Source organism: Paenibacillus ehimensis NBRC 15659 (genome assembly GCF_004000785.1).
GTDB lineage: Bacteria > Bacillota > Bacilli > Paenibacillales > NBRC-103111 > Paenibacillus_G > Paenibacillus_G ehimensis.
This window is the reverse complement of the sequence record NZ_BILX01000013.1, coordinates 47717-61341: the sequence shown is the minus strand read 5'-3', so window position 1 is coordinate 61341 and position 13625 is coordinate 47717. Positions and strand designations below refer to the sequence as shown.

The following is a 13625-nucleotide window of genomic DNA, read 5'->3' as shown; positions in this document are numbered from 1 at the left end:
TCTACCTCCTCGCTGTTCAGCCGAGTCCGATCACCGGTTGATAAGGCTTTGAAATATGTGGTAGTATTCCTGCGCCACGTCGGACCACGTGCGCTGCAGCGTTCCCCAGATGGCGGCTTTCTCTTGGGAGACCAACGAATGGCGGTTCTGGTAAAGCTGAGCGATGGCGACGGTCATTTCGGGCACCGAGTAAGGATCGAACGTGACGAACGCGTTCATATCGCTGATCACTTCTCTGGCGACCTCGATCCGGCTGATCGCTACCGGCGTATCGACGGTTAAAGATTCGAGAATCGGGAAGGGACAGCTTCCTTCGAAAAGCGTAGGCACGATCGTTCCCGATGCATATTTGTACAGCGAAGGCATGTCGCCGGACGGGAGCCTCGATAAGTAAACGATGCTGTTCAAGGCTTCGTAATCCCGGCACCGTCCCAGCACGGCGGCGATTTCGTGTTCCAGCGGTCTGTGGCGGTAATGATCCGTCAAAACGAGCTTAAGCTTGGAAGCCCGGCCTTCAGGGGATTGACGGTAATTCAGAAAAGCCTCCAACAGCCGGTCGTGATTTTTGTGCGCCCGGATGATGGAAGGGAACACAAGATAATCCCCGTACAATTGATACTTGCTGCGAAAAGCTCCTTCGGCAAGCAGTCCCAGGTTGCGGTATTCCTCCACAGGGGCGGCCAATCGGATCACCTGCGTTTTATGAAGCGGGAGCTGCAAGTAGCTGAGGCCCTCGTAGTTTTGAACGTAGACCGAGTTAAAGACGACCTTGGCCGCTTTGTTCGCCATAGCATGGACGATCGTGTCCAGGCCTTGAACCAATTCCGCATGCTTGCGGACGTACAGCTCCCGAAAATGGGTGTATACGAGGTCGTGAATGCATAATACAACCGGACGTTCGAGCTGCAAGGCCATATCCATTCCTACATAAGGCACGAACCAGACGTCAACCGGGAGATGACGGTTCAACCAGGGCACGTCTGGAAAATGGTGCATAAACAACCGGTTCGGATAGAGCGGGGCGAAGGCTTGGAACAATTTCTCCACTTCCGCAAAATTATGCTCCGTCGTCGCAACGTGAATCATGATGTCCGGAGCGTTCAACAGCAGCCCTTCCGTCAATCGGACGACAAAACGCCCGATGCCTTCGCCTTCCAGATGAATCTTCGGCTGGTACCCGAGAAACATGCCGATGTGCTTGAAGGAATGCGCCGGAGGCAGCAGAGGCGCAGCTAACGGCGGAACGGCGTGGATCTTCTCCTGAAACTCCCCGGATTCGATAAAGCTGCAGAGCAGCCGGACCCGGGGCAAGCCAAGCGAGAGATGATGCAGATGGCTTTCAAGTCCCGGCAGATCGGGCTGGCGCAGCAGCAAGTCTTGATATAAGTAATACACAAACTCTACATCGGTTACATGATTAATCCGGTGAAAAATACCGATGAACGTCGTATGGGGAAATTTTGCCGGAGAGTGGGCCGGGCTGTACAGACGTTCGGCTTCGCTGCTTTGCAGGAAACAGAGCAGGAAGTTGGTTTTCGGCACGCCGGCGTTCAGCCCGTTCATATGCGAGTGAAAGCCTTCCGGATCGGCATCACGGAAAAACAACTGCCGGTACAGCTCCCAGATGAACTCGTCTCCTTCCAGCAGCAGCAGGTTGCGCAAAATATCGATGAGGCGGAGCGTCGGCGCCTGCTTCAGCTTTTCCGTAAAGCGGGCGCTGCTTACTCTTAATCGGATAATGTCCATACGACAAACCTCCCTTATCATGAATTTGCCTTTCCATTACAGCAAGCCGAGATGGGTCAGACGGTGCTCGATCAACCGGCCGACGGCGGAGGGCGAATACCGGCTGCGGATCGTCTGCTGTCCGGCGGCAGCGATACGGCTCCGCCAATCGGCATGCCGGACCAGATTGCGCATATGCCCGGCCGCCTGGCCGAGGTCGGGGTCGGCCCATACTTGCTGGGCGCCGTAAGGCCCGGCGTCCGTTCCGACTTGGACGAGCTTGTACCCGACCGTACACGAGTTTTCCGGGGTCATGAAATCCGTATTCCCGGACCAGTGCGTGCCGATAACCGGCTTGCCGAGGTACATGGCTTCCGCCAAGCCGAGACCGAAGCCTTCGGCGCGGTGCAGCGAGACGAAGCAGTCGGTGCAGGCGATCAGGGCGTTCACTTCATGACGCGAAAGCGTGCGGTCCATGATGATAATGTGGGGGAAGCCGGCAGCCGCGCGATGCAGAAGGGCTATGTCGTCCGGCTTCATCCCCGCATTGTTCACTTTGACGACGAGACCGGCCGACGGATCGTCCCTTCCGAAAGCCGTCTTGAACGCTTCAATGACGGCAAGCGGATTTTTCCGTTCCTTGAAGCTCTGCGTGTCGTACATGGAGCAGAACAAAAACCGGTTGTCCGGCAAGCCGAAGCGGCTCCGGTTCATCGCCGCATCGTACGTGACCTCGATGCCATGCGGGATATGGATGACGGGAACCGGAGACCTTTTGGCTATATTGGCCGCCACATATTGCGAGGGCGCCCATACCTCCTGCAGGAACTGGAAGCCTTCGGCGTAAAAATCGGGAAGCTCCGGAAGCTCCCAATGCCAGAAGCCGATATTATAGCGCCCATGCAGAAGGGAAGCGCCAAAGTGGTCGACGACATGCTTCAGCGTGTTCCCATTCACGTGGAAAATGTTTACTTTATAGGCGGGGTCTTGCATTTCTTTGTGCGCCCACGTCATATCTTCGTTGCGGTAGTCTCCGAATACGGGGCAGTTCAATACCCCGAACGGAATCCTCGTCGTCTGCAGCGCCCGGGCGGCCAAGCGGCCGGATTCGCCGATGCCGGTCTCGGCGCGGATTAACCCGATTAAATTCACTCCGGTGGCGGGAGGGGCTGCCGCGGGCAGGGGGGGATGAACTGCAGGGCCTTTTTGTTGGCGGGGATACAAGGACGAGGGGTGCGGGGGCCGCTTTTTTCGCTTGCGACTCGCGCCTTTTCGATGCTGTCGAAGAGCTGCACGGCTTCTCCGGCCCCGTTTTCCGGCAGCTTGCGGCGCTTTTTTGCGCTTCGGCCTCTTGGAGGCTTTGGACAAGGTCCGTTTTTGGCTCCGAGGGCGCGAAGCGCGCCGGTTTTTCTTCTTTCGCATGTCTTTCATCTCCAGACTGGAATGGATCTTCCGGCGCCTTACGGGAAGGAGCGCCAATAGTTCAGAAGATCTTTGAGCGTTTGGTCCAAAGGAATTTCCGGTCTCCAGCCGGTCGTCTCATGGAATTTCCGGTAGTCCCCCAGCAAGATTTCCACATCCGACGGACGCAGACGGGCCGGATCGACCTTGACCTCGATTTTTACCGAGCTGAGCGCAAGCAGCCGCTGAAGCAGCTCTTCGATCGTGATGCAGGAGCCGGAAGCGATGTTGTACGTTTCGCCGGGAACGCCTTTCTCCAGCGCCAGCCAGTACGCGCGGACGACATCCCGGACGTCCGTAAAGTCCCGTTTGGCCTGCAGGTTGCCGACATAGAGGACCGGAGGCTGCTTGCCTTTTTCGATATCGGCGATTTGCTTGGAGAAGTTCGAAGAGACGAAATTTTCTCCCCGGCGCGGTCCCGTATGATTGAAGGTCCGGGTGATGACGGTGTGCAGGCCGTAGCTTTTGAAATATTGATAGCCCAAAAACTCCTGCGTCACTTTGCTGACGGCATACGGGCTGAGCGGCCGAAGCGGATTCGTCTCCTTGATGGGCACCTCGTGAGGCTCGACGTGGCCGTATTCCTCGCTGGAGCAGGCAATTTGGATTTTGCAGTCGGGCTTGATCCGCCGGACGGCTTCCAAGATGTTGATTTGACTGGCGGCATTGTTGTAGATCGTATCGACCGGAGAGTTCCAGGAGGTCGGTACGAAGCTTTGGGCGGCCAAATGAAAGATCCGGTCGGGCTTCACATTGGCGATCAGGGCTTCGACGGAAAAAGGATCGCGCAGCTCGCATTCGACCAATTGAATATCCTTTATATGCTTGATGTGATCCAGCCGGCTCCGCTGGCGGATCGTCCCTACGACTTCATGCTCCTGCAGCAGATACTCCGCCAAATGGCTGCCGACAAAGCCGGATATCCCGGTAATAAGCACCTTCATAAGTTCGTTCTCCTCCTTTAACGTTCCATAAACTTCTGCGCGTCCCGGATATGCTGCTCGTGGGCTTTGTCGCATACGAGCAGGCCGTCAGAGGTCGAGACGATGATTAAATCCTTGACTCCGATGACGACGGTCTTCAGGTTCTCCGTATAGACGATGCTGTTGCTCGTATAGAGAGGGGAGGCGTCTCCCATCACGATGTTTCCTTGGCCATCCGGTTGGTGCACGCGTTCCAGCGAGGTCCAGGAGCCGATATCGTCCCATTCGAAATGAACGGGGATCGTATAGATCGACGAAGCTTTCTCCAGGATGGCGTAATCGACGGATATTTTGGGCAAGCGCGAATAGACGTCTTCCCACTGTCCGCCGCAGCCTTCGAGCAGCGTCCACATGTCCTTTTGGCTGCGGCTCATATAGTGGGCGATGGTCGAGGGCTTCCAAATGAAAATGCCGCTGTTCCAGTACACGTTTCTTTGCTCGATCAATTGCTTAGCCCGCTCCAAAGGGGGCTTCTCGATAAAGGCTTTCGCCGCAAGCGCCCGTCCCTCTACGGTTGGCTCTTCCGTCACGATATAGCCGTATCCGGTTTCCGGCCGGGTCGGCGCGATCCCCAAGGTAACGATCGAATGGTCAGACCTGGCCACGATCTCCGCTTGCTTCAGCGCTTCCCACAGGCTGTTTCCTTCCGGAATGTATTGATCGGACGGGGTCGTCACCAGAACGTCGTCCTCGCCTTTTTGCAAAAAATGCAGAGCCGACAAAGCGATGCAAGGAGCCGTATCCTTCGGTTCGGGCTCTATGACGATTTGTTCAGGCTTCAGCTCGGGAAGCTGCTCGCGAACCATGCCGCTGTACTGCTTGGTCGTCACGACATAGATGGACGTGCCCGGCACATACTGGAGAAATCTGCGGTACGTTTGCTGCAGCATGGTTTCTTCGGAGGTTAGGGAGAGGAATTGCTTCGGCTTCGATTTGACGCTGCGCGGCCAAAATCTCGTTCCTTGTCCGCCGGCCATGATCATGATTTTCATCGGTCTCATCCTCCTTATGCAGGTGATCATTCCGCCTCCGATTAATATATTGGGGCGGGCCGGTTCATCGGAACGTCGACTGTCCCCTGTACATTCGTACAAATTACAAGTAAAACCCCCGATAATGATAATGGGCGGAATGAAATACGGCGATGTAATGACTTGCAATATCGTCCCAGGAGATCGTCGGATCGTTCATGCCCCGGACCGCGGATTGCTTGTAACGCTCGTAATTGTCGGCAAAGCTCTCCATCGCGCGGGTCATATCGTCGGGCGATTCGGGGTTAAACCAGGCCACTTCGGCGCTCCGTCGCGCCAGATGCTCCCGCATGACCGGGATGTCCGAGCATAGAACCGGCGTTCCCATGCTGAGCGCCTCCTCCACCGGATAGCTGCCGCCTCCCTCGGCAAGACTCGGCATAATCAGGGCATAGGCATTCTTGATTAACGGAGCGACCAACTGGTCCTGCACCAGCCCGAGCGGGTAGACGTCTTTGTCGAGCTGGAGCCCTGTTCTTTTGATCAGCGAGACCAAGGTCGGAATCGAAGCCAGCTCCGGCCAGAAGGGAGGCACGCTTCTTAGCATCTGCGTATTGTAGCCGATCAGAAGGAGCGGGTGCCGGCTTCGTCGGGAGAAGCGCGAGTAGGCGAGCAGCAGATTGTAGTGGTTTTTGTGCGGAGAGGTATTGGCCGGATAAATGAAATAAGGAAAGGGGAAGCTCTGGGCCAGCGCAGAATCCAGCGCCGGATTCTCGAAATATTTGGACGGTGAAATGGCGTGCGGAATCAGGAAGGCGGATTGGCAGACCGGGCCGAAATGCGCGACGAGTCTCGACTTCACATACTCGGAGGAAACGACGATGTGCGTGCTTCTCTCCAGCCAGACCTTGGCTTTATCCCATTGCTCGCGAATAGCCGATCCCGGTGTGAACGGCGGTACGAAATCGAAAATGGTGGCATCGTGAAACGTGATGACGGTCGGCTTGTGAAAGTCGACGAATGCCGGACCATGCGGCCAAAAGACGTACACGACGTCGCAATCGGCAATGTAGGGATGATTCGGGTTATTCCGAATGTCCTCTTCGCTGTATACAATGTCGATTTTGGGATGCTGCGCCGTATTGACTCTGTCTTTAAAGCCGGTCTGAGTCGACAGGACGACCCGGACGTAATGCACACCCGGCTGACGGGCAAGCGCCGTTGCCAAATTCGTCAGCAGCCTGCCTCCGCCTCCGATGGAGAACATGTAGCTCCATATCAAAATTTTCATTCCGTGATCTCTCCTTGAGGGCAAAGTTCGTGAGGTTCATGGTTTCGTATGTACTAACATATGGGATAGGCCTCTTCATCGGCACGACGTATGTCCCAGTCGGAATAATTTTGACGAAACCCTAATTTCGCACAAACGAAAACCTGCCATCGCTGGATGACAGGTTCGCCGGAGGTTGCCGTAAAAATATTCACCGCACAAGAAAAGGCGTGTAACCTTGCCAAGCTTCTACCCATATACTGGACCAACATAAAGGGTCAATGGGTATGCAAATAGGCCGCATATTGCAGCGGACGCCGATAAACCGCGTCTTGACCGCCAAGCTCGTCATAAATATCTTTTTGCGGCTTGCCGTTTACTTCGATGATCCACAGCCGCTCGCCGTTGTCCAACGCAAAATCGACGCTGAGCTCGCCCAGATGACGGCCGGTACCCGACTCTACGGTTTCCGCGGCGCGCAGACTGGTGTCGCGTATCGATTGAAGGATGGCGTCCGCCTTCTCCTGCGGGTACAAATGGCGGAGCACGTCTTCGGACAAACAAACCTTGTCGCAGATGCTCGTATTAAAGCAGCCCTTGTGAGCGATCCGGCTGACGACGTTCGTTACCGACCATACGCCCGACTCGTCTTTTTGAACAAGCGCCCGGATATCGAAGACCTGATCGTTCCATTGCTGCAAATCGATCCCTTGCTGGATGAGGTAACGGGTGGACCCCAGAAGCTCGTCTAGCTTCGTTTGGCATTGCGGGACGTCTGCAGCGATAAATTCCGGCAAAAAATGATGCTGGCTAAGATGAACCTCCCCCGACTCCTTCACCTCGACGCGGTACACCCCTTTCCCTAAATGTCCGCAGCAAGGCTTCACGTACATGACTTTATAAGTTTCCAGCAGCTGTGCCGCAGACTCTCGGTCATAAAGCACGGTTTCGGGCAGATAAGAAGCGAGCGGTTGGCTTAACTGCTTATAGATCTCGTATTTGTTGAATTGGTTGCGTTGATTGAAGCATTTGTTGCTCCCGATGATGGCCTCCAGCCTTTGGAGAGTCGTCTTTTTCATATGGTAGCAGCGGTTGTACACGACTTGGGGAAAAGGAAACCGGCGCTGTACCCACTTCCCGTTCGAACGCTGAAGGCCGAGGATGCTTTTCCGCTTCCAATCAATCTCGGACGGCGTGAAACAGACGAGTCTCATATGGGGCGTTTTGCAGGCAAGATATTTTCTCAGAACATACTTCCTCTGCTTGGGGTTCGCGACCATGATGCCGACGGTTCTGACGGTACGGCGTTTCTTTTTCATACGCTTTCTCCTTTATGGTTATAAAGTGAGTCGTAAACAAGGTATGTAGCCGCATCGGAAATGCATGGACAACAATACAGCCCGGCCGAAAAACAGGCGTCTGCATGGCGATCGCAATAAAAAAATAAATTTGGGAATTTAAGGGTAATCGCCCTGTCTAAAGGCGGATGCATTGAGTACATTGTTCTTGAAATCAAAAAGGAGAGTGAACATGTATGGGTAGAATACCGGGCCCTCCAGGCCCTCCGGGACCACAGGGTCCACAGGGAGCACAAGGACCGCAGGGAGCACAAGGACCACAGGGTCTACAAGGACCCCAAGGTCCGGCCAGGATCACCGCATTTGCTTTTCTGTGCAGCACAGTAGACCAAACCGTAGCCGCAGCGGCAGCTCCGGGTGCGCAAGGCGGGGCCGTTACCTTCAACAATTCTCTCATCAATGGTACGGCCATTACTTTCACCCCGACCTCAACCATCAACATTCTGGAAACGGGCATTTATCATATCAACTGGGAAGTGTTCCCGACACCGGGCAACAGCGCATTCGGATTGTTCTTCGATCCGGACGGCGCCGGTCCGTCTCCGGCCACCCTGGTCCTGTGCAGCAACTACGGCACCAATGCAGGAAACCAGCCTTACACGGGGCAGGTCGTCGCCAACTTGACGGCCGGCGGCGTATTAACGTTGAACCGGATTGACAATATGGGCGCTCTGACCCTGCAAAGCACCATCGGAGGCGGCACGCCGGTGGTAAGCGCGTCGCTTTATATCGAGAAGCTGACCTGACGGGTTGTCTGAGGCTCGCTGCCAGACCCTACCGACACCCGCAAGGTAGAGAAGCGGCGGCGTTTCCGCGCAGAGCGGGACGCCGCTTTTTGCTGCCATGCAGCATCGTGGAGCTTGGCTCGTGCCGTTCGGCAATCTGTCACAAAAAAGAGGTTGATTCCTTTAACGCGGAGTGCTATATTTTATATGTAACCGGTACCACATGCTTAATCAAGTGAGAAATATCATTATTTTATAAAAACAATGGCAGCATTCGGTAATTTTTTTTAACTGATATGTAACCGGTACCACATGGCAGGGGTGAAGGAGAATGGCAACCATTCGGGATGTAGCCAAGCTGGCGGGCGTGTCCGTTGCGACGATTTCCAGGTATTTGAACAAAAGCGGCTATGTGAACGTGGAAACGGAGCAAAAAATCAAAAAGGCCATCGAAGCGCTGAACTACGAGCCGAATGCGGTGGCCCGGGGATTGGCCGGCAAGAAGACGAACACGATCGCCTTGATCCTCCCCGACATTTCCAACCCCTTTTTTCCGGAGCTGGCCCGGGCCGTCGAGGATGTCGCCTCGATGTACGGGTATACGGTGATTTTGTGCAACTCCGATGACGAAGGGGTCAAAGAGAAGTCCTATATTGAGGTGCTGAAGAAAAAATATATCGACGGCATTATTTTTGCTTCCAATACGCTGGATTCCGCCGATGTCGAGCAGATGACCAAGAAAGGCATCCCCGTCGTCTGTCTCGACCGGGTGCCGCCGAAGCAGTCGTGCAGCGTGGTCCGCTCCAAAAACCGGGAAGGCGCGAAGCTGGCCGTCGAGCATCTTCTAAGCATGGGCTGCCGGAAAATTGCCCACATCTACGGCCCGCAGGAGTTCATTACGGCCAAAGAGCGGCTGGTCGGGTATGAGGAAGCGGTGAAGCATTTGGCCTGGTATTCGCCGACGTTTATGGTTCAGGGAGACTTCCGGATCGAAGGCGGAATCCGGGCAACGGAGCTGCTGATGGAGCGCCATCCCGATGTGGACGCGATTTTTGCCGGGAACGACCTGATGGCGGTAGGCGCGCTCAAGGCGCTTCACCGGATGGGCGTTCAAGTGCCCGGACAAGTGGCGGTGTGCGGCTTTGACGGCATCGGCATGACGGAGATTACACAGCCGGAGCTGACGACCGTCGCCCAGCCGATCTATGAGATGGGCGCGCTCGTCTCGCGGATCTTGATCAAGAAAATCGAAGGCACGCTAGAGGCGGATCAGACGTACGAGCTGGACGTCGCCCTCGTGCCCAGAGAGTCGACCTTAAGGAGGAACGGACATGAAAGCTCCTAAAATCGTTGTTATCGGAAGCTTGAATATGGATATAGTCATCGAAGCGGACCGCTATCCGCAGCAGGGGGAGACGATGCTCGGACACGGCATCCGGTTTCTTCCCGGAGGAAAGGGCGCGAATCAGGCCGTGGCGGCGGCGCGGCTCGGTGCGCAAGTAACGATGATCGGCGCGGTCGGAGCCGACGGCTTCGGACAAGAGCTGCTGCAGGCGCTGCAAGCCGAGAACGTGCGCACGGATACGGTGCGGGTCGCGGAGCAAGCGGCTACTGGGGTCGCCAGCATTTACGTTTGTCAGGGGGACAACAGTATCGTCGTCCTGCCGGGCGCGAATCATACGCTGCTGCCTGCGGATATCGACGCTTGCCGGGAAGCGATCGCCGCGGCGGACATCGTGCTGCTGCAGATGGAAATTCCCGTGGATACCGTCGCGCATGCGGCCCGGCTGGCGAAGGCCTGCGGACGGACGGTCGTGTTGAACCCCGCCCCGGCACAGAAGCTGCCGGAGGAACTGCTGCGGAACGTCGACTACATTACCCCGAACCGGACGGAACTGGCTTTGCTGACCGGACACGCCACGGAGGGCGGCGAATTGGAAGCCGCGATGCGGGAGCTGGCCGGCATGGGCGCGCGGCACGTCATCACGACGCTCGGCTCGGAAGGCTCCGCCTTTATGGCGCAGGAAGGCGCGCTGACCCGGGTTCCCGGCTATAAAGTGGAAGTCGTCGATACGACCGGGGCCGGAGATTCGTTTAACGCAGGGCTGGCCTATTCTATTGCACAGGGCAAAAGCTTGGAGGAAGCCGTATCGTTTGCGGCCAAGGTTTCGGCTCTCGCCGTGACGAAATTCGGCGCCCAGCCGGGGATGCCGACGCTTCGGGAAGTGCTCGATTTCAACGGGTGAGCGGAGGGGACACATCATGAAAAAAACCGGAGTCATCAACAGCGAAATTTCCGAAGTCATCAGCAAATTGGGCCATACCGATACGATCGTCATCTGCGACAGCGGGCTGCCGATTCCCTCCCATGTGCGGCGGATCGATCTGGCCTTGAAGCAGGGCGTGCCTTCCCTGCTGGAGACGCTGTCCGTTGTTCTTGAGGAAATGGAAGTGGAGGCCTCGTTCATCGCGGACGAAATGGAGCGGGCCAGCCCGGAATTCAAGCGGGAGCTGGAAGCCGTCATGAAGGGCATCCCGGTTCGAACGGTCAGCCACGAGCAATTGAAAAGGCTTACGCACGAAGCGAAAGCGGTTATTCGGACAGGCGAGTTTACACCTTATGCGAACATCGTTCTGCAGGCCGGCGTGATCTTTTAAGAAAGGAGTGGCCGTCATGACGACATACCTGCTGGAAATGAACGACATCAGCAAAAGCTTCCCCGGCGTCAGAGTGCTGGATCAGGTGACGTTCAACCTGACCGGCGGGGAAGTGCACGCGCTGATGGGGGAGAACGGCGCGGGTAAATCCACGCTTATGAAAATTCTCGGCGGCATTCACCGCAGAGACGGCGGCACCGTGATCCTGAAGGGGACGCCTTGCGAGATCGCTTCCCCTTCCATGGCGCAAAGCTTGGGCATTGCCATGATTCATCAGGAATTGAACTTAATCCCGCATTTGACGGTGATGGAAAATATTTTTCTCGGACGGGAATTTACTTACGGCCGGAGCGGGATGATCAACTGGGGCAAAATGAGGCAGGAATCGGTTCGCTTCTTGTCCCAGCTCGGGCTGTCCATCGATCCCGGCATCGTGGCGGGCGAGCTGTCCGTCGGACAGCAGCAAATGATCGAGATTGCTAAAGCGCTTTCTATGAACGCGGAAATTCTCGTGCTCGACGAGCCGACGGCGGCGCTGACCGACCGCGAGATCGAAGCGCTCTTTACGGTGATCGAATCGCTGAAAGCCAATGGCGTCGGGATGATCTACATCTCCCACCGGATGGAGGAAATATTCCGCATCTGCGACCGCGTCACCGTCATGAGAGACGGGCATACGGTAGGCACGGACCGCGTAGCGGATACGAATATCGACAAGCTGGTCAAAATGATGGTAGGCCGGGAAATTAAGGACCGCTTTCCGAAAATCGACGTTTCCGTGGGCGATCCCAAGCTGGAGGTCCAAGGCCTGTCGCTGCCCGGCAAGCTGCACGACATTTCCTTCGCCGTGCGCAGCGGGGAAATCGTCGGCATCGCCGGTCTGATGGGCGCCGGCCGGACCGAGCTGGCCAAAGCCTTGTTCGGGGTGACGCCGGTCCGCCAAGGGGAGATCCGCGTTAACGGCCGGCCCGTCGCCATCCGCAAGCCGGTCGATGCGATCCGCGCGGGTATCGCGCTGGTCACGGAGGACCGCAAGGACGAAGGGCTGTTGTTGAACTTGTCCGTGAAGGACAACATTTCGCTGCCGAATTTGAAGGACGTTTCCTCGTTCGGGTTTGTCAGCCGCAGCAAAGAAACCGGCATCTCGGAACGGCTCATCTCGCAATTGCTGATCAAGACCCCCAACGGCGAGCAGAAGGTCGGCTCCCTGAGCGGAGGCAATCAGCAGAAGGTCGTGATCGGCAAATGGCTCGAAACGAATCCGCAGGTGTTTATTTTGGACGAGCCGACCCGCGGGGTGGACATCGGCGCCAAGAAGGAGATCTACGATTTGATGAACCAATTGGTCTCCCGGGGCGTGGCCATCCTGATGATTTCGTCGGAGCTCCCGGAGGTCCTCGGCATGAGCGACCGCATCCTGGTGATGCACGAAGGCCGGATTGCCGGAGAGTTCGCGAGAGGGGAAGCCACGCAGGAAAACATTATGCACTGCGCGACAGGAGGAGGAAAGCATCATGCAAACGGAAGCGAAAGCGGGCGGTAAGCGGGCAGGCAAAGCGTTCAGCCTGGGTCCGCTGCTCGGACTCGCCTTAATCGTCGTCGTTTTATCGGTGATCAACAGCGACTTTTTGACCGTCACCAACATCTTCAACGTGCTTCGGCAAATTTCCATCAACGCCTTAATCGCGTTCGGCATGACGTTCGTTATTTTGACCGGAGGGATCGACCTCTCGGTCGGAGCGGTTCTGGCCCTGTCCAGCGCGTTTACGGCGGGCATGATGGCCTCCGGCATGAACCCGTGGCTGGCGGTTATGATCGGCCTCGGCTGCGGGGCGGTATTCGGGGCCGTCAACGGCCTGCTGGTCACCAAAGGGAAGGTCGCCCCTTTCATCGCCACCTTGGCGACCATGACCGTCTACCGCGGCTTGACGCTCGTCTATACGCAGGGCCGGCCGATTACGGGACTGCATGAGGATTTCGCCATCATCGGGAAAGGGTACTTTCTCGAAATTCCGATGCCGATCGTCTGGATGATTCTGACCTTTGTCATCCTGTTCATTATATTGAAATATACGACCTTCGGGCGGCGCGTCTATGCGCTGGGCAGCAACGAGGAAGCGACTTGGCTCTCGGGGATCAACACCTCCAGAATCAAAATCATGGTTTATTCGGTAAGCGGATTATTGGCGGCGTTAAGCGGAATTATACTCACCTCCAGACTCAACTCCGCGCAGCCGACGGCAGGCACCTCCTACGAGCTGGATGCGATTGCCGCGGTTGTCCTCGGAGGAACGAGCTTATCCGGCGGACGGGGCTGGCTGGTGGGGACGCTGATCGGCGCCATGATCATAGGCGTATTGGACAACGGTCTGAACCTGCTGAACGTATCATCGTTTTATCAGCTTGTCGTGAAGGGCGCCGTCATCTTGGTCGCGGTGCTGCTGGACCGTTCCAAAGCCGCAAAATAAAAAAAG

General features: G+C 56.4%; 12 protein-coding genes. 6 read left to right on the top strand and 6 right to left on the bottom strand.

Annotation, left to right across the window (positions count from 1 at the left end):
• Positions 1-30 precede the first annotated feature (30 nt).
• The 6 genes from PEH01S_RS10220 to PEH01S_RS10195 all read right to left on the bottom strand — a co-directional run bounded on the left by PEH01S_RS10220 (position 31) and on the right by PEH01S_RS10195 (position 7729).
• On the bottom strand, positions 31-1746 hold the full coding sequence (locus tag PEH01S_RS10220) for a DUF4214 domain-containing protein (protein WP_164827766.1): 1716 nt from the start codon (positions 1744-1746) through the stop codon (positions 31-33).
• A 36-nt stretch (positions 1747-1782) separates the two neighbouring features.
• Complete coding sequence (locus tag PEH01S_RS10215; RefSeq protein ID WP_127485228.1) at positions 1783-3147, bottom strand: glycosyltransferase family 4 protein; 1365 nt, start codon at positions 3145-3147, stop codon at positions 1783-1785.
• Positions 3148-3185: 38 nt separating this feature from the next.
• Positions 3186-4130 (bottom strand): GDP-mannose 4,6-dehydratase, encoded by a 945-nt coding sequence (locus PEH01S_RS10210; protein WP_025849714.1) that lies wholly within the window; start codon positions 4128-4130, stop codon positions 3186-3188.
• 17 nt (positions 4131-4147) lie between these two features.
• Complete coding sequence (locus tag PEH01S_RS10205) at positions 4148-5161, bottom strand: mannose-1-phosphate guanylyltransferase (RefSeq protein WP_036713932.1); 1014 nt, start codon at positions 5159-5161, stop codon at positions 4148-4150.
• Positions 5162-5264: 103 nt separating this feature from the next.
• Positions 5265-6431 (bottom strand): glycosyltransferase family 4 protein, encoded by a 1167-nt coding sequence (locus tag PEH01S_RS10200; RefSeq protein ID WP_127485226.1) that lies wholly within the window; start codon positions 6429-6431, stop codon positions 5265-5267.
• Positions 6432-6688: 257 nt separating this feature from the next.
• On the bottom strand, positions 6689-7729 hold the full coding sequence (locus PEH01S_RS10195; RefSeq protein WP_127485224.1) for a YheC/YheD family endospore coat-associated protein: 1041 nt from the start codon (positions 7727-7729) through the stop codon (positions 6689-6691).
• 215 nt (positions 7730-7944) lie between these two features.
• Here PEH01S_RS10195 and PEH01S_RS10190 point away from each other — a divergent pair, with 215 nt between their 5' ends.
• From PEH01S_RS10190 to PEH01S_RS10165, 6 genes are all read left to right on the top strand, one after another.
• Positions 7945-8514: a collagen-like protein gene (locus PEH01S_RS10190; RefSeq protein WP_127485222.1), complete on the top strand. Its 570-nt coding sequence runs from the start codon at positions 7945-7947 to the stop codon at positions 8512-8514.
• A gap of 310 nt (positions 8515-8824) precedes the next feature.
• Complete coding sequence (locus tag PEH01S_RS10185) at positions 8825-9838, top strand: LacI family DNA-binding transcriptional regulator (RefSeq protein ID WP_025849710.1); 1014 nt, start codon at positions 8825-8827, stop codon at positions 9836-9838.
• A complete protein-coding gene (rbsK, locus tag PEH01S_RS10180) occupies positions 9825-10739 on the top strand; it encodes a ribokinase (protein WP_127485220.1) in 915 nt (304 codons plus the stop codon). The genes PEH01S_RS10185 and rbsK overlap by 14 nt, the downstream gene beginning before the upstream one ends.
• A 16-nt stretch (positions 10740-10755) precedes the next feature.
• The gene (gene rbsD, locus PEH01S_RS10175) at positions 10756-11151 is read left to right on the top strand and encodes a D-ribose pyranase (protein ID WP_025849708.1); all 396 of its coding nucleotides are present in this window, start codon (positions 10756-10758) and stop codon (positions 11149-11151) included.
• A gap of 16 nt (positions 11152-11167) precedes the next feature.
• Complete coding sequence (locus PEH01S_RS10170; RefSeq protein ID WP_127485218.1) at positions 11168-12694, top strand: sugar ABC transporter ATP-binding protein; 1527 nt, start codon at positions 11168-11170, stop codon at positions 12692-12694.
• Positions 12666-13619 carry an ABC transporter permease gene (locus PEH01S_RS10165; protein ID WP_025849706.1) on the top strand — a complete coding sequence of 318 codons (954 nt, stop codon included), beginning with the start codon at positions 12666-12668 and terminating at the stop codon, positions 13617-13619. Before PEH01S_RS10170 ends, PEH01S_RS10165 begins: the two co-directional genes overlap by 29 nt.
• The last annotated feature ends 6 nt before the right edge of the window (positions 13620-13625 follow it).

What these genes read in the sequence shown, in the direction of transcription:
- PEH01S_RS10220 (WP_164827766.1), bottom strand. Translation starts at nt 1,746, where the DNA reads ATGGACATTATCCGATTAAGAGTAAGCAGCGCCCGCTTTACGGAAAAG.
- PEH01S_RS10215 (WP_127485228.1), bottom strand. Translation starts at nt 3,147, where the DNA reads ATGCGAAAGAAGAAAAACCGGCGCGCTTCGCGCCCTCGGAGCCAAAAA.
- PEH01S_RS10210 (WP_025849714.1), bottom strand. Translation starts at nt 4,130, where the DNA reads ATGAAGGTGCTTATTACCGGGATATCCGGCTTTGTCGGCAGCCATTTG.
- PEH01S_RS10205 (WP_036713932.1), bottom strand. Translation starts at nt 5,161, where the DNA reads ATGAAAATCATGATCATGGCCGGCGGACAAGGAACGAGATTTTGGCCG.
- PEH01S_RS10200 (WP_127485226.1), bottom strand. Translation starts at nt 6,431, where the DNA reads ATGAAAATTTTGATATGGAGCTACATGTTCTCCATCGGAGGCGGAGGC.
- PEH01S_RS10195 (WP_127485224.1), bottom strand. Translation starts at nt 7,729, where the DNA reads ATGAAAAAGAAACGCCGTACCGTCAGAACCGTCGGCATCATGGTCGCG.
- PEH01S_RS10190 (WP_127485222.1), top strand. Translation starts at nt 7,945, where the DNA reads ATGGGTAGAATACCGGGCCCTCCAGGCCCTCCGGGACCACAGGGTCCA.
- PEH01S_RS10185 (WP_025849710.1), top strand. Translation starts at nt 8,825, where the DNA reads ATGGCAACCATTCGGGATGTAGCCAAGCTGGCGGGCGTGTCCGTTGCG.
- rbsK (WP_127485220.1), top strand. Translation starts at nt 9,825, where the DNA reads ATGAAAGCTCCTAAAATCGTTGTTATCGGAAGCTTGAATATGGATATA.
- rbsD (WP_025849708.1), top strand. Translation starts at nt 10,756, where the DNA reads ATGAAAAAAACCGGAGTCATCAACAGCGAAATTTCCGAAGTCATCAGC.
- PEH01S_RS10170 (WP_127485218.1), top strand. Translation starts at nt 11,168, where the DNA reads ATGACGACATACCTGCTGGAAATGAACGACATCAGCAAAAGCTTCCCC.
- PEH01S_RS10165 (WP_025849706.1), top strand. Translation starts at nt 12,666, where the DNA reads ATGCAAACGGAAGCGAAAGCGGGCGGTAAGCGGGCAGGCAAAGCGTTC.